This is a genomic window from Stenotrophomonas sp. NRRL B-14846 (assembly GCF_050473585.1).
GTDB lineage: Bacteria > Pseudomonadota > Gammaproteobacteria > Xanthomonadales > Xanthomonadaceae > Stenotrophomonas.
The window spans coordinates 1-16,519 of record NZ_JBFLUN010000006.1; the positions used below are offsets into that span (position 1 = coordinate 1).

Annotated in this window: 4 protein-coding genes and 10 pseudogenes; 2 read left to right on the forward strand and 12 right to left on the reverse strand. The window is 66.4% G+C overall.

The genetic code is table 11. The features are described 5' to 3' along the window. Window positions 1-1,415 (reverse strand): annotated as a pseudogene (locus AB1281_RS00545) (bifunctional [glutamate--ammonia ligase]-adenylyl-L-tyrosine phosphorylase/[glutamate--ammonia-ligase] adenylyltransferase); the annotation flags it as partial. Window positions 1,416-1,783: 368 nt separating this feature from the next. On the opposite strand from AB1281_RS00545, the pseudogene AB1281_RS00550 reads away from it, so the two are divergent. Beyond that, window positions 1,784-3,294 (forward strand): annotated as a pseudogene (locus AB1281_RS00550) (acetyl-CoA hydrolase/transferase family protein). 161 nt (window positions 3,295-3,455) lie between these two features. Here AB1281_RS00550 and hglS read toward each other — a convergent pair. The 11 genes and pseudogenes from hglS to AB1281_RS00605 all read right to left on the reverse strand — a co-directional run bounded on the left by hglS (window position 3,456) and on the right by AB1281_RS00605 (window position 15,111). Next, window positions 3,456-4,816: pseudogene (hglS, locus tag AB1281_RS00555) on the reverse strand (2-oxoadipate dioxygenase/decarboxylase HglS). 165 nt (window positions 4,817-4,981) lie between these two features. After that, a pseudogene (locus tag AB1281_RS00560) lies at window positions 4,982-5,458 on the reverse strand (hypothetical protein). Between the two features lie 44 nt (window positions 5,459-5,502). Then, a pseudogene (locus AB1281_RS00565) lies at window positions 5,503-6,258 on the reverse strand (HAD family hydrolase). Continuing rightward, the gene (locus tag AB1281_RS00570) at window positions 6,248-6,460 is read right to left on the reverse strand and encodes a DinB family protein (RefSeq protein ID WP_430344824.1); all 213 of its coding nucleotides are present in this window, start codon (window positions 6,458-6,460) and stop codon (window positions 6,248-6,250) included. Before AB1281_RS00570 ends, AB1281_RS00565 begins: the two are co-directional and overlap by 11 nt. Then, the gene (locus AB1281_RS00575; protein ID WP_430344825.1) at window positions 6,361-6,774 is read right to left on the reverse strand and encodes a DinB family protein; all 414 of its coding nucleotides are present in this window, start codon (window positions 6,772-6,774) and stop codon (window positions 6,361-6,363) included. Before AB1281_RS00575 ends, AB1281_RS00570 begins: the two co-directional genes overlap by 100 nt. A 133-nt stretch (window positions 6,775-6,907) precedes the next feature. Beyond that, window positions 6,908-7,313: pseudogene (locus tag AB1281_RS00580) on the reverse strand (EF-hand domain-containing protein). A 232-nt stretch (window positions 7,314-7,545) separates the two neighbouring features. Then, a pseudogene (locus AB1281_RS00585) lies at window positions 7,546-7,903 on the reverse strand (hypothetical protein). Between the two features lie 391 nt (window positions 7,904-8,294). Beyond that, window positions 8,295-9,008, reverse strand: coding sequence for a M15 family metallopeptidase (locus AB1281_RS00590; RefSeq protein WP_075675530.1), 714 nt, complete (start codon window positions 9,006-9,008; stop codon window positions 8,295-8,297). Continuing rightward, window positions 8,941-10,493 (reverse strand): annotated as a pseudogene (locus AB1281_RS00595) (serine hydrolase). The gene AB1281_RS00590 and the pseudogene AB1281_RS00595 overlap by 68 nt, the downstream one beginning before the upstream one ends. 55 nt (window positions 10,494-10,548) lie before the next feature. Next, on the reverse strand, window positions 10,549-13,572 hold the full coding sequence (locus tag AB1281_RS00600; RefSeq protein WP_049421177.1) for a TonB-dependent receptor: 3,024 nt from the start codon (window positions 13,570-13,572) through the stop codon (window positions 10,549-10,551). Window positions 13,573-13,623: 51 nt separating this feature from the next. Continuing rightward, window positions 13,624-15,111, reverse strand: a pseudogene (locus AB1281_RS00605) (transglutaminase-like domain-containing protein). 132 nt (window positions 15,112-15,243) lie between these two features. Here AB1281_RS00605 and AB1281_RS00610 point away from each other — a divergent pair. Next, window positions 15,244-16,519: pseudogene (locus tag AB1281_RS00610) on the forward strand (SH3 domain-containing protein); the annotation flags it as partial.

Here is a 16,519-nt window from a genome sequence, read left to right on the forward strand (position 1 = left end):
CGGCGCCATTGGCATCGAGGAAACCGGCTTCGGCCAGCAGCGGCGCGTTGCTGCCCTCGGGCAGGCTGCGCCAGTAGTTGGCCAATGCATCGGGCGCGGCCTGGCCCTTGCTCGGTGCCAGCAGCGCTGCGAATTCAGTACTGACCCGCTGCTGCTGCACGGCCAGTGCCGCGCGCAGCACCTCCCAGTCCGGGTAGCCCAGGCCGACGGCGATGCGCTCGCGGTCCAGCGCATCGCTGGGCAGCACGTGGGTCTGCGCGTCGCGCAGCATCTGCAGGCGGTTTTCCAGCCGGCGCAGGAACAGGTAAGCCTCGCGCAGCGCGCTGCCATCCTCGGCGCGATCTGCCCGGCCGCCACAGCGCGTCCAGCGCCACCAGCAGGCGACGCTCGCGCAAGGTTGGTTCGCGGCCACCGCGGATCAGCTGCAGCGCCTGGCACAGGAATTCGATTTCGCGGATGCCGCCGGCGCCGCGCTTGATGTCCTCATGCAGTTCGCGGCGCGCGACTTCGGCGGTGATCGCCGCCTTCATCTCGCGCAGGCCGTCGAGCGCGGTGAAATCCAGGTAGCGGCGATACACGAACGGGCGCAGGGTCTGCAGCCACGCTTCACCGGCGTCGATATCGCCGGCCACCGCGCGCGCCTTCAGCCACGCATAGCGTTTCCCAGTCGCGGCCTTCGCGCTGGAAGTACTGGTCCATCGCGGCGAACGACAGCGCGACGCGACCGGCGCTGCCGAACGGGCGCAGGCGCAGGTCGACGCGGTGACTGAAACCATCGACGGTGGTTTCGTCCAGCAGCTTGGCCAGGCGCTGGCCGAGGCGCGCGAAGTATTCTTCAGCGGCCAGCGCGCGCGGCCCGTCGGATTCGCCGCCGTGCGGGTAGGCGTAGACCAGGTCCACATCGGAACTGAAGTTGAGCTCGCCACCGCCGAGCTTGCCGAGGCCGAACACCACCAGCTGCTGCGGCGTGCCTTCGCCATCGCGGACCCACGCCGTGGCGCTGGGCGAATTCCTGCTGCAGGGCGTCCAGCGCCAGCCGCAGGCAGTCTTCGGCCAAAGCGGTGGCGCCGGCCAGGGTCTGCGGCCACGTCGTCCAGGCCGGTCAGGTCGCGCCAGATCAGCCGCGTCGACATGGCGGTACGCCAGCGCCGGATCTGCGCCGGCCAGTCGCTGGGCTGCAGCGGATCGAGCACCGGCCCCGGGATCGGCGGGCAGCCGGGTGCGGCCAGTTGTGCCAGCAGCGCCGGTTGCCGCACCAGGGTGTCCAGCGCGAAGTCGCTGGCCACCGCCAGCCGGGTCAGCAGCGGCAGCAGCTCGGCAGGAACGGGCTCGGGCAGGACCTGGGCCAGGCGCGCCAGGGCGCGGTCGACAAGGGGCTGCAGGGACGCGGGAAGGTCGGCGGGGGCGAGGGTCATACCTCGATCTCGCGGGTCGGATCCCTTTGCCAACGGCAAAGGGCTCTGACCCCGGATTGCTGGCACTGCGCGGGTCAGAGCTTTTGCCCGTGGCAAAAGGATCCGACCCGGCGTGTCGCGCGCATTCATAATGGGCGACAGGCAATAAAAAAGCCCGCTTGCAGCGAACTGCCAGCGGGCTCTGCTCCCTCCCCCACATCGGATGCAGGGCCATCGTGCGGGCTGCGAAAGCACTTTGCACGCTGCACTGCAAAACAAAACCGGTGGGTATGGGTGACCCTGTGGGAAAAGCCATTCCACGAAGGTAGAACCCCCCGTACGGATGAGGATGGCCGATAATCGGCTTTCCCCCCAGAAACACTGTCGTCATGTCTGTTGATCGCATCGCCAACGCGCGTCTCCGTGACCGCGTGGTCTCCGCCGAGGCCGCAGCCGCGCTGATCCAGCCCGTGAAACCGTGGCCATGAGCGGCTTTACCGGCTCCGGTATCCCAAGGCCGTTCCCGTGGAACTGGCGCGTCGCATCGAAGCGGTGCACGCCCAGGGCCAGCCCTTCCAGATCAAGCTGATGACCGGCGCCTCCACCGCGCCGGAGCTTGATGGCGCGCTGGCCAAGGCCGATGGCATCGCCATGCGCATGCCGTTCCAGAGCGACCCGGATGCGCGCAACCGCATCAACGAGGGCAAGCTGGATTACATCGACATCCATCTCAGCCACGTCGCCCAGCACGTGTGGTTCGGTTCTACGGCGAGATCGATACCGCCGTGATCGAAGTCTCGGCATCCGCGAAGATGGCTCGCTGGTGCCCTCCACCTCGGTCGGCAACAACAAGACCTGGCTGGACCTGGCGAAGAAGGTGATCGTCGAGGTCAACGAATGGCAGCCGGCCGGCGTCGACGGCATGCATGACATCTACTACGGCACCGCGCTGCCGCCGCACCGCAAGCCGATTCCGCTGGTGAACGCCAACGACCGCATCGGCGACACCGCGCTGCGCTGCGACCCGGACAAGATCGTGGCGGTGGTGCGCACCAACGGCCCGGACCGCAACAGCCCGTTCAGCCCGATCGATGCAAACCAGCGAGCAGATCGCCTCGCACCTGATCGAGTTCCTCAAGCACGAAGTGAAGAAGGGCCGCCTGCCGCCGAACCTGCTGCCGCTGCAGTCGGGCGTGGGCAATATCCCGAACGCGGTGCTGGCCGGCCTGGCCAAGAGCGGTTTCCGCGACCTGGCCGCGTTCACCGAAGTGATCCAGGACGGCATGCTCGACCTGCCTGCGCGACGGCGTGTTGAGCTACGCCTCGTGCACCGGCTTCGCGCTGAGCCGCAGGCCAACGAGACGTTCAAGGAACACATCGATTTCTACCGCGAACGCATCATCATGCGCACGCAGGAAATCTCCAACCATCCGGAACTGGTGCGCCGCCTCGGCTGCATCGGCATGAACGGCATGATCGAGGTGGACATCTACGGCAACGTCAACTCGACGCACGTGATGGCACGCGGATCATGAACGGCATCGGTGGTTCCGGTGACTTCGCCCGCAACGGTTTCCTGTCGGCCGTTCTGAGCCCGTCCACGGCGAAGAACGGCACCATCTCGGCGATCGTGCCGATGGCCAGCCATGTCGACCACACCGAGCACGATGTGTCGGTGATCGTGACCGAGCAGGGCCTGGCCGACCTGCGCGGCCTGACCCCGCGCAAGCGCGCGCAGGTGCTGATCGACAACTGCGCGCACCCGGATTTCCGCCCGCAGCTGCAGGACTACTTCGACCGTGCCAGCCGCGAGAGCTACGGCAAGCACACCCCGCACCTGCTGCCGGAAGCGCTGTCGTGGCACCAGCGCTGGCTGGATACCGGCACGATGAAGGGCTGAGACCCGCTGTTGTAGAGTCGAGCCATGCTCGACTGCTTTTCTCGGCAGCCGAGCATGGCTCGGCTCTACAGAGGGCAGCGCCATGACCCCAGGCACGGACATCGGGTAGAGCCGGCCGCTGGCCGGCTTCCCCTACAGCCGGCCAGCGGCCGGCTCTACCATCAAACGATGCGCAGCGCCGCCAGCGACTCAGCCTGCAGCCGCTCGTAGATCTCGAACTCGTCGTTCACCGCCACGCCAAGGCCTGCTCGAAGGCCTCGCGGTTGGCATGCGCGGCATAGGCACGCTGTTCTTCACCGCCCAGGTTCGACTGGAAGATGCCCGCGGCACTGACCGGCAGGAAATCCTCGTAGACGATCGGGTCGGCGGTGGCCAGGCCCGCGGCCACCAGCACTTCAGCCGGCAGATCAGCCACGCGCTCCGGCGCGGCGCGGCCGCGTCGGTCAGCTGGTAGCGGTAATAGCCCAGGCCTTCCTGGCGCAGCGTGTCGTGGTCATCCGGGAAGCTGGCGAACACCGCCTGCAGGCGCTGGCCGTAGTCGCCGCCGGTACTGCCTTCGCCACCGGCATCGCGTGCCTGCGACAGCAGCTGGTCGTACAGCGCGCGGCCCTTCGGGGTCAGCGCAAGGCCACGTTGTTCGATCTCGCCGAAGCGCGCGGTATGCGTACCGGCATCACCACCCTCACTGTCCGGGAAATGCACGGCTTCTTCCAGTGCCTTGAAGCTGGTCTGGCGCAGCAGGATCGGGCAGGCGCGGCGCGGCGGGCCTTCGATCACCGCCTTGGCCGCCATGCCTTGTTCGATCATCGCGGCCTGCGCCGCGTCGATATCCAGCGTGCGCGGGGTCAGGTGGTTGATGTGCGGGCCCGGAAGCTGACCACGTCGGCCACCAGGCGATGCGCGTTGTGCAGGGCGTGGTAGGTCGGCAGGTCGACGGTGGCATCACCGTGCCAGCGGAAGGTTTCCAGTGCTTCATCGACGAAACGCTCGGCATCGGCCTGCGACAACCCGCCGTCACGCTCGGCCTGCTCGATCAGCGCCAGCGCGCCGTCGGTGAAGATGCGGCGGCGTTCGAGGATGCGCGCCGATTCGGCACGCAGGGTTTCGTCTTCGATCAGCTCCAGGCGCAGCAGCGAGGTGAACACGCGGAACGGGTTCTGCGCCAGCGCGGCGCCGGTCAGCGGCCGGAACGCGGTGGAGTGCACCGGCACGCCAGCCACCGACAGGTCGTAGTAGCCGACCGGGAACATGCCCATCACGCGAACAGGCGGCGCAGCGTCGCCAGTTCCTGCACGGTGCCGACGCGGATCGCGCCATGGCGCTCCTCGTCCAGGCGCGCACGCTCGTCGTTGCGCAGCAGCTGCGCGGCTAGCGCTGGGTCCTGGTCAAGCACCTGCGCGTTGATCCGCTCCACCAGTTCCACCAGCGTGCCGTACAGCGGCACTTCGGTGCGGTACATGCGGGACATGGCCTGCGCGAACAGGCGGCGGATCACATCAGGCGAAACGAAAGAGGCGCTCATCAGTCACTCGATTACGGGAACGGGGAACAGCTCGAACCCGTATTGTCGCCGGAGCGCGCGGCGGCGGCGATATGCACAGCAACATGAAAGAAATCGGTAGTGCCGGCCGCTGGCCGGCAACCCCCGGATGCCTGGAAGGGTGCAGTTGCCGGCCAGCGGCCGGCACTACCGCTTGAGCTGGCGCTTCAGGGTGGCATCCAGGGTGATCGGCCGGTCCCAGTGCTGGTAGCTGGCCACGATGGCGTGGCGCAGCGCGCGGTAATGCAGGTTCTCCGGCTTGGTCGGCATCCGCTTCACCACCGCCTCCCAGCCGCCGGCCGGGTCCTGGCTGAAGGCGCGCCACGCTGTCGCGGCAGGTCTGGCCGCTGGCCTTGGCCCAGAAGCAGGCGAAGTAGATATCCCCGGCCTGCCAGCCATGGGTGGTGAACAGTGCGCTGATATAGCCGCGCGGTACGTCGGCATAGCGCGACACCTCGTCGAGGAAGGCGTCGGGGTAGCGCTCGGCGTAGTGGTTGATGTCCTGCAGCTGGGCATCGACCCAGCTGTCACCGGTTTCCACGCGTAGGCCGCCGAACGCTCGGCGGTCTGCTGGGCCAGCACGGTGGCCGGCACCAGCAGCAGGGACAACAACAGCGCGCGCAGTCGGGACGTTCATGCCCCGATTCTGCCGCAGCCGCCGCGCCCTGTCAGGCCGCTGCAGCGGCCTTGGCCTCGATCGCCGCCAGTGCAGCCGGCCAGTCGTGGGCGGTATCGGCGGTGACCATGCGCGGTTCATCGTCGGCCACGCCATGCTGGGTCCTCGTGGGCCCAGGTCACCGCGTACGGGGTATGCACGCCCCAGCCACCCAGGGTCACCACCGGCTCGATGTCCGAGCGCAGCGAGTTGCCGACCATCACGAGCGCTGCATCGGCAGGTCGAATTCGGCCAGCACGCGGGCGTAGGTCTCCGGGTCCTTCTCGGAAACGATCTCGATGCGCGGGAACAGCTCGGCCAGGTTGGCCACCTTGATCTTCGCTTCCTGTGGAACAGGTCGCCCTTGGTGATCAGCACTACCGGGTAGTGCTCGGCGATGGCGCCACCGCTTCGCGCACGCCGTCGATCAGCTCGACCGGGTGGCGCAGGGTGTCATGGCCGATCTCCAGGATGCGCTGGATGTCTTGGCCTCGATGCGCTGGCCGGTGATGTCGATGGCCGCTTCGATCATCGACAGCGTCATGCTCTTCACGCCGTAACCGAAGGTGCCCAGGTGGCGCTGCTGCACTTCCAGCAGGTGGCGCGCGGTCTGGGTGTCATGCACGTCGACGTAGCGCGACAGCAGGTCAAGATAATCCTGCTCGGCCTTGCGGTAGTAGTCCTCGCTCTTCCACAGCGTGTCGTCACCGTCAAAACCGACCAGGCCGATGGCGCGCGACGGCGCAGCGTGGGGGTAGTCATCGCACAAGGATACCGCCGTCCCGGCACGTGGGACACCGGGCAGGCTCAGTCGCCGGCTGGCGCTGGTAGACCAGCAGGGTCCAGTGCCGGGCCTGGCCGGTCAGTTGGGTCAGCAGGGTATGTACCTGGCCGCGGTGATGGGTCTGGTGGTTGAACCAGTGTGCCAACCCGGCGTCCACCCGCTGCAGCTGCGGTTCGGGCGTGGACACGCGTCGATAGGCGACACGGGTCGCCAAGGCCGCATCGGACAGCCCGAGCACGAACGCGACGATGCCGGCATCTCCTCGATCCGCGCCTGACGCAGCGCGGTGAAATCGGTGAACAGCAGCGTGTCCAGTGCATAGCCGGTATCGCCTTGCCCGGCCAGCCGGCGCAGCCAGATGCGATCCGTCACCAGCAGGTGGTTGAGCGTACGTTCGACGGAACCGAAGAACGCGCCGCACGGCCTTCGGTAGTCCTCGTCGGGCAGTGGCTCCACGGCGGCGTACAGGCGCTGGTTGGCCCAGGCGTTGTAGCGGGCCATGGTCTCGAAATGGCGCTTGAGGGTGCCATGCGCGGATGGTCGTGCCCGGCGCAGGCGCCGTCAATACGGCAAAACCCGGGCGGCCGCAGCCGCCCGGGTCCCCATGCACCGGTCTTCCCGAATCAGGTCTGGATCAGCGGCCCTGCGCCGCGCCGGCACCAGCGCCGGCCTGCTGCGCGGCACGTAGGCCTTGTACTCGTCGGCGCTCAGCTCGCCGTCCTTGTTGGTATCGGCCTGGTCGAACACCTGGGCCAGGCCGGCGTCACCTGCGCCTCGGTCTTGCTGATGGTGCCGTTGCATCGGTATCGATGCTGGCCCAGGTCTGGCCACGCCGTTGGCCTGCGCCGATGCCGCTGCGGCCGCGTCGGTGCCTGGTCAGCCGCCTGCCCGGCCTGTGCCGCCGCCTGCTGGGCCTGCGCCGCTTCATTCTGCGCATGCGCGGCCTGCTGCTTGGCCGACTGTGCCATCGCCGGTATGGCCAGCACACTGCCGGCGGCGACGATCAGGGCGATCAGGGGCTTGCGGTTGCGAATAGTCATCAGGGGTGTCTCCTACCAATTGGGTGGTGTTGCGCGGCCCTGTTGCTTCCGCACGGCACCTACCCTGCCACCGCCTTTCTGAATCGATTTTGGGCCGCGGCCAGCCTCCACACGCGCGATTAACCACTCGCCTCCACGCATGCTTTAGCGCGCTGGTTAGCGGGAGTGAGTGGCTCATGAGATGCGCATTCAGCGCCTCTGGATTTAACCGGCAGGCAACGAAAAACCTGCGTCAGTCGACGGTTTTTTCCAATGACCGCGAACTGAACAACACCCATCCCAGGCGACACCGGCGAGTGCGCCGGCGATTTCCAGCACGACACGGCTACCCGAGTTCGTTCGATCGTGGATGGTGGCGAGGAACAGGCGCGCGTACAGCGGCGGACTCCAGCCGCACGATGCCCATGTAGAACAGCTTCCACGCGTCGATGCCGGCGGAGGCCACCACCGAGATGACGCAGGACCAGCCGATCGCATGCCCCACCGACCAGTGCAGCAGCCGGCACAGCCCGACCACAGGAAATACACCAGCAGGCCGACCAGCAGGGCGATGGCGCCGCCTCCAGGGTGCCGAGCAGGCCGAAGTGCAGGGGAAGGTCATCGGGCGGGCTGGGATGAGAAGGCGGCCAGTGTAAGGGATCTGCCCCGGACCCGATCCGGTGGCACGGTAGATCCACGCCATGCGTGGATGAATCTCCATCGAGATCGAATATCTCGACGATTGAAAAAAGAGCAGCCGAGCATGGGCTCGGCTTTACAACGGACTCCGCGGGAAACTGTCAGAGGCGGGGCGGTGCCGGAGTGCGGGGTGTCAGCCGCATGGATGCGGCTGCCAAGCCTCCATGGACGGATTTACGGTGTCCCCGCACTCCGGCACCGCCCCGCCAACCCACGGAACGCACGCTGTTGCTGTTGCTCCTGATGTTGCCGGCCAGCGGCCGGCACTACCGCGGGTGCAGGGCGCAGCCCTGCCGAAACCCCCTAGAGCACCGGAACGTCGTACGCGGTGCCGGGATCCGGTTCCGGCTGCAGGGTGTAGTGCCACCACTCCTGCGGATAATTGACGAAGCCCCGCCGCGCCATCGCGCGCACCAGCTGCTGGCGGTTCGCCTGCTGTGCATCGCTCAACCCGCTGGTCTGCGTATGCGCGCGCGGCCCGAAGAAATCGAAGTCGGTGCCCATGTCCAGCGGCGTACATGCACCACTGCGGCAATCCAGCAGCCCCAGATCGACCGTGGCGCCGCGGCTGTGTCCGGAACGTTCGGCGATGTAGCCGTCAGCCAGCAGCCGCGGCTTGTCCAGATCCGGGTACTGCAATGCCTTGCGCGAGCGCTCGCGCGGGTCGTTCACCCAGGCCATGAAGGCCTGCACCGAGCGCACCGGGCGGTAGCAGTCGTAGATCCGCAGGCCGAATCCATCCGCACGCAGGTCCTGTTCCACCTGCGCCAGCGCCTTCGCCACCGGCGCCAGCAGGTAGCACGAGGGCGCCTCGTAACCCGGTACGCGCGCGCCGGTGAAGTTGTTGGCGCTGGCGTAGCGGATATCCATCTCGATGCGTGGCGACAGCGAACGGATCTCGACCAGACCGGCACTGGCGGCGTCGATCGCCGGCGAAACGCGCGGCGGCTCAGCGGCGCTGGCGCTCGCTGCCAGGGCAGTCGCCAGTACGAGTGAAATGCAGGTCCTGGAAGTCATAGCTGAAGTCGATGTCCGGGTCGATGGCACGCAGGTCTAGTGTGGGCGGCGCACCGTCACCGGGCTGCAGCCAGGCCTGTGCGTCTTCGCCCAGCGTATCCCAGCGCAGCAGCCAACGCCCCTGCAACTGCAGCACCGTGGCCTGCAGTCGGGGCGACTTGTCGACGCTGAAACGCAGGCCGTCCGCGCCCGGGCACAGTGAGGCCGGGCCCAGCCACGGATCGCGGTAACGACCCTGCCAGCGGGACAGGTCCGTGCGGCTCGTCACCTGCGCCGCAGCGGTGGATGGCCGCGAATGGCCGCTCGCGGCCCGCGTTGCCTGGTCCGCCTTCAGTTCGGCCAGGTACTCCATCGCCGGACGCGCATCGTCGGGGGTGGTGAAGCGCTTCAGCGCTGCCTGCATCAGCGCTGTGCGTGCATCCTCGCCTTCACCGTTGATCAGCATCACCACACCCACCTTCCGGTCGGGCAGCAGCGCCAGCGACGAGTACATGCCCGACAGCGTGCCGTGTGCGCTACCTTCCACTGCCCGTCCATGTCCGACACGCGCCAGCCGTAACCGTAGCCGTAGAAATGCGCGTTGTCCCAGCGCTGCTGGCGTTCACACCAACGGCATCGGCATGTGCAGGGTCCACAGCGTGCGGCGTTGCGTGCTGTCCAGCCAGTCCGGCACCACGGCAGGATCCAGCAGTACCTGCATCCAGCGCGTCATGTCGCGCAGCGAGCAACGGATGCCACCGGCCGCCATCGACGGCAGTCCGGGCTGATATCACCGTCGGCGTTCACCACCTCATTGCGATCACCACGCCATGCATGCGGCTGCGCGACATTGCCCACGCGTTTCACCGACCAGGCCCCGACCTGACAGCGGGTCATGCCGAGTGGTTCGAACACCTGCTCGCGCATCAGCTGGTCATAGGGTTTGCCACCGGCCGCAGCGGCCACTTCCCCGGCCACCACGTACATCAGGTTGTCGTAGGCATAGTGGCTGCGGAAGCTGCTGACCGGCTTGAGGTGCGCCAGTCCGGCGATGATGTCGGCACGGGTGAACGTGTTCGGTTCCGGCCACAGCATCAGGTCGCCGGCGCCCAGGCCGAGACCGCTGCTGTGGATCAGCAGGTCGCGCACCTGCATCTGCTGGCCGACCCATGCGTCCTGCATGCGGAACCCGGGCAGGTACCGCTGCACCGGATCATCCCAGCGCAGCTTGCCCTGCTGCACCAGCCGCGCCAGCAACGCGGCGGTCATCGCCTTGCTGTTGGAGGCGATCTTGAACAGGGTGTCCTCGTCGATGCGGCCGCCATCGCCGCGCGCCCCTTCCGCATGGCGATAGACCACGCGCCCGTTCTCGACTACTGCCATGGCCAGCCCGGGCAGATGCTCGACGCGGACCACGGCGGCGATATCCGCATCGATGGATGCGGTATCGACCGCCGAAGCGGAGGGTGCGGCCAGTGCCGCCGCGAGGATCAGCAGATGATGCATGCACGCTTCCCTTCCAATGCCCGCGCCGCCCACACGGACGGCACGGGATGCAGCCTCAGAAATTCCAGGTCACCACCAACTGTGTATAGCGCGGAGCCTGCCAGCGCGTCCCGGTGGCGAACGTCGCCTCGCGGTACTGGCCGGGCTGCGCTTCATAGCGCTGGTGCACGTTGATGGTCTTCTGATTGTTGAACAGGTTGTAGACCGACAGCCGTGCGCTGAGGTCGATGCCTTCCACCGGCAAACGCCACGTCACATTGGCGCCCATGGTCCACGTCCATGGCAGGCGACCGAACGCGCCGCGCGGACTGTACTCGAACTGTCGCTGGTTGTATGGGCCGGAGCAGTTGGCCACGCACAGCCAACCGGTGCCACCGCCACTACCTTCACTGGAGGTACTGCCACCGGCGATGGAGTCGTTTGGCCACATCACGCCATACGCAGTGATCGGGCCACCGGACTGCACCTGCAACGTGGTGCCAAAGGACCATTGCTTGTTCAGTGCGTACGCAGCTCGCAGCTTGAACTGGTGGCGGAAGTCGTTGAACAGTACGCCGTAGCGCTCGTTGGTGGCGGGGTGGTCCCAGAACTGGACCATGCCGGTATCACCGTAGTTGGTATCGGAGTTCACTGGTCCTTCGAAGTTGCCTTCACTCTTCGACCACAGGTAGGACGCGTTGAACATCCACTTCTCGTCCCATGCACGGTCGATCTGGAACTCCAGCGCCTTGTAGGTACGCTTGGGCTTGGAGTAACCGATTACCTCGCCGCTGCCGCCCTTGCGATAGCCCCTGTTGGCGGTATCGATGGTGATCCAGCCTTCGTTGGCGCAGCCGATGCTCTTGTCGCCCCAGATTGTCAGGCTCTCGCCCGGATTGGCGATCGGCCACAGCGTGCTCGGGGTCGGGCCGCACGGGGTGTAGTTGATGCGGATGTCATCCAGCGCACGGGTCATCCGTCGATAGGTGGCGTTGACGCCCCAGGACCACGCCTGGTTGATCATGTTCTGGAAGCCCAGGATGTACTCGTCCTGGTAGACCGCCTTGAGATCGCGGTCCACGCTCTGGCGCAGGTCGGCACCGCCGGTGTTCATGCGGGTGTCGGTCGGCCCGATCTGCTGGCCGACGATCGGTGCCATGTACGGCGAGCCTGTCGGCGAGGTCTTCTGTTCCCAGCCATTGAGCACGTAATAGCTGTATTCGTCGGTGAGACCACCGGCGAAGTTCACGTTGATGTTGTTGGTAACCGGCAGGTAGTAGCGGCCGGCGTTGCCGAAGAGCTTGGTGCTGCCATCACCGCGCATGTCCCACGAGAAGCCCACACGCGGCGCGACCAGGTCGTCCATCTTGATGAACGCCTTGCCGGCGGCGGTGCGGTTTTCGAAACGGTCCCAGCGCACGCCGAGGTTGAGCATCAGGTTCGGAGTGATGTTCCAGATGTCTTCCACGTAGAAGGCATTGGCTTCAGTCTCGAACGTGCCTCCCGACTTGCGGTTGCGCGCACGCAGCATTTCGGTAACGCCTGCTGGCACGTAGGCATTGGCACCGTCCCAGACTTCATCGCCAGGTCGCGCTACGTAGGCCGTGTAGCTCAACTCGGTCGGACCGGGGTAGCGGGTGGACTGCTTTGTGGTCATCAGCTCACGGTCGACACCGAAGCGTAGCAGGTGATCACCCAGCTGCCATTCGAAGTCCAGTCGCGCCACGTCACGGGTATCGTCACGCTCGGCCACTGCCGTGCCGGTGGGGTGGCAGCCTGCGCGCAGGCCCTGCAGCTTGCCCAGGCGCGGGCCGTAGGTGCTGTCGGTGAACACCGGGCTGCACGCCTGATCCAGCGACGAATTGGTGAACGCACGCTGGTTGTTCTGGCCGACCATGGCGCGGGCGGTGAAGTTCTGGCCGAAGTGGCCGGTATAGGTGGCCGACCAGTTGCGACCACCCGTCTCGGTGACCGAATCACCGCCCCATGCACCGAGCTGGTCTGCGTTCCAGTTGTAGCCATACGAGGCGTTGGTGACGTCACCTTCGTCGGAGAACGCCAGCAGCGCCAGGCTGTGGTTGTCGTTGATGTTCCAGTCCAGCTTGGTGCCCCAGAAGCCGTTGCCGGAATCATTCTTGAACCAGGTACTGCCATCGGACGAGGTGTTGTGCCCTTTGTCACTGCGGTCTTCATACATCGCGAACAGGAACAGCTTGTCCTTGATGATCGGACCGGAGCCCCACACGTTGGTCTTCAGGAACGAGTTGTTGTCGCGGCTGCCATACGAATGCGGGGTTCCATCACGATGGAAGTGGTCGCCGCCGCTGGAGCGCCATGCACTGGGTTCAGCGGTGACTTCCACGCCGCCTTCGAACTCGTTGCTGCCCGAACGGGTCACCGCATTGATCACGCCACCGGTGGAGCGGCCGAACTCGACCGAGTATCCGCCGGTCTTGACCTGAAACTCCTTGAAGAAGGCGAACGGCGCGGTACTGAAGCCGCGACGGGTGTACATGTCGGTGACATTCAGGCCATTGATGAAGACGGCATTTTCAGCCACCGACGAGCCGGCGAAGGACAAGCCACCAAAGGACGAGTTGCCGCCGACCACGCCAGGCGCCATCAGTGCGACCGCAGACAGGTCCTGCGCCACAGGAAGGCGCGAGATTTCCTGTCGATTGATGTTGAAGGATGTTTCGGTGGAATAGACATCCACGCGATTGACCACGCGTGTGCCGACCACCTGCAGTGCATCGAGATTGGTGACGCCGCCGCCGCTTGCCAGATTGACCGTGGTGGTGCCGCCGATCGCGACGCTGACAGCAACCTGATCACCCAGCTTCTGGCCATCACGGCTGAGCTGCAACTGGTAGTCGCCCACCGGTAGCTGGCCAAGGCGATAGCTGCCATCGGCACCGACCGTGACAGAGCGGGTCAGGCCCGTGCTGTTGCTGACCACGGTCACCTGATCACCGGCGGTGGCGCGGCCCGCCACCGCGCCGCTCACGTTCTGCGCCATTGCTGTGCCGGGCAGCATCATGCCCAGACACGCCCCGAGGGCGACGCACAACGCCGCCCGCTTGATGCTGTAAGCCTTCATCCCCTGCTCTCTCCTGCAAGAATTGAATGGTGTGGAGTGCGATGTGTCGCGCTAGCGTTGCCTGGCTGGCAGTACCCGCCACTGGAAGTCGTAGCTCCATTGGTCGAAGTACAGGTTGCCGCCTGCCCACTCGGCCTCGCCGCGCTGCGAGTCGACCGTTTCCGAGCGGAAGTGCTGCTTGGCCGGCACGAAGGGCTGGCCGAAATCATCGTTGAAGGCGATGCGGTAGCCGTCGAGGCCACCCAGGTAGAAATCGCGCAGGGCCGGCACGTCGCTGGCCAGTGCCCCGGTGGTCACGTCCATCGGCAGCCAGCCATACGGCGCCAGGTAGACCTGCCCCCAGTCATGCAGGTTGTTGTAGCCGCTGCCATCGTCGGAGAACACCATGCCCGACTGCCAGCGCGCGGGAATGCCGTTCAGGCGCAGCAACGCTATCAGCAGCAGGGTCTGCTGCCCGCAGTCGGCATGGCCGGAACGCAGCGCGTAATCGCTGATGTTGCTGATCGTGGAGTATTCGCGCGCACCGGCCCAGGGAATGCGGTCGACCGCAGCAAACAGCTTGCGCACCACTTCATACGGGCGCGTCTCGCCCTGCAGCACCTGGTCGGAGAACAGCTTCAGCGCAGGGGTGAAGCGCACATGCGGCAGCTGCTCGGCCAGATAGGGCTTCAACGCGGATCAGCCGGGGTCGGCCGCACCCTGGCCGGATCGATCGCGGTATGCCGGGCGAAGATCGTGACCGCGTAGCGGACCTCGAAGCGGGTCGGCTGCCCAGCCACCGCTTTGGCTTCCAGATAGGCCGTGCGTTGCAAGGTGCTGGCCGGTGCCACCCGCGCCTTGCCCGGCTGCCGCCCAGCCACTGCACCTGCTCCTGCTGTCCCGGGATTTCGCGCGGGTACGGAATCCAGGCGCGTACGGTTTCGCCGGCCGGCACGGCATCGGCTTTCACTGTGAGCGACTGGGTGAATTCAATGCGCTGCGGCAGCACCGACGCCTGGCCACTCTGTTCGGCTGCGGCAACCGCGCGCGCGTGGTGGGCGTTGAGCACTTCGTTGGGGCCCGGAGGCGGCATCGGTGCATCCGCGCGGCGGCGTGCACGCGCCTCATCACTGAGCAGGAACAGGTTCGATGGTGCGCGCTTGAAGTACCAGCGCGTGCCATCGATGTCGAGGTGTTCGATCAGTCCAAGCTGGTCCCAGCGTGCGAATTCCTCGTCGGTCAGGTCGGGAATCCAGCGGCGCACGGCAGACTTGACGGCGGCTTCGTCGAGGGAAAAATCCAGGCGGATGCGGCGCATGCGCTCTTCCTGGAACGCGATGTCGTCGAAACTGACGCCAGGCTCCGCCGCGTCCGCAGCCGACCAGGTGTTCAGTTCGCTGCCGGCTTCGGAGAACCGTCCCGCGTCGATCATCTGCACGACCCGCGCAAACTGGATGGCCGAGGGTGGCGGCTCCGCTCCCGCCGACCACGCCCACAGCAGCAGCGCGGCACACAGCCGGCAGTGGCAGGCAGACGTGGTTTGCGAACGGCAGGATCCACAGCGACACTTCCCCAGCGCGGGTGGTAACGGCTGTGTAACACGGGCCGGGATGCTGGTCAATAATTTATTCTTGCTTTCGTGGCCAAAAGGAATAAATATTCCAAAAGGCATTCGAGGAGGGTGTGCAGCGCATGATCCTGGCTTCCCGCGAACGGCATCGGCATTGGCCACGCCGCTTGACCCTGGCCCTGTGCCTGCTGGCCGCACCAGCCCTTTCACAGGCAGCCCCGTCACCCGATCCCGGCGCACCGCTGCCCTATGTGATCGGCCTGCACGAGGCCTACCTCACCCCCGCAGTACTGGGCCGCGCGCCTGGACAACGCCGACGTGCCGGTCCTGGACCGCAGCCAGATCGAGGCACAGAACGCGCGGATGCGGGCACAGGACAGCCACATCCAGGACATCGCCGCATTGCCAGCCCAGCTTGATGCGGCGACGGTGCGTGCCAGCATCACCGCGCTGTCGAGCTGGCCCAGCCGCACCCTGTACAACGACAAGGGCCAGGCCATCACGCCGGCACTGCGCAGCACGATCGAAGCAAACCTGGGCCTCGATGGGATTCCCGCCCGGACGGCACCGCAGTATGGGCTGGTGGTGAAGCGCGCAGCTCTGCGCACCTTCCCAACCCGCGAGCGCGTCTTCAGCAGCATCGGCGATACCGACATCGATCGCTTCAGGAATCGGCGCTGTTCCCCGGCGACAAGATTGCCGTGGTCCATCGCAGCGCCGACGGCCACTGGCTGTTCGTGCACAGCGAGCGCTACAGCGCATGGATCGAGTCCGATGCCATCGCCAGCGGCGACAAAGCCACCGTGCTCGGCTATGGCGCCAAAGGCCCGTACCGGATCGTCACCGGTGCCACCGCGCAGACCGCCTACACCCCCGGAAGAACCGCGCGTCTCGCGCCTGCAGCTGGACATGGGCGTGCGCCTGCCGGTACTGGCCGGCTGGCCTGCTTCAGAGCCGGTGAACGGCCAGCAGGCGCATGCGTCCGTGGGTGGTGCAGTTGCCGGTACGCGAAGCCGACGGTCGGTTGAAGCTGGTGCCGGCGCTGCTGCCACGTTCGCAGGACACCGCCGCCGACTACCTGCCGCTGACCCCACGCCTGCTGCTGCAGCAGGCCTTCAAGTTCCTCGGCGAGCGCTACGGCTGGGGCCACGACTACGACACCCGCGACTGCAGCGGCTTCGTATCCGAGATCTACCGCAGCTTCGGCGTGCTGCTGCCACGCAATACCAGTGCACAGGCGGTCAGCCCTGCCCTGGATCGCCTGCCGTTCACCGGCAAGGACGGCAAGGCGGTGCGCGACCGCGCCGTCACCGACCTGCAGGTGGGCGATCTGGTCTACATCCCCGGCCACGTGATGATGGCCATCGGCCACGTCGACGGCCGTACCTGGGGTCATCC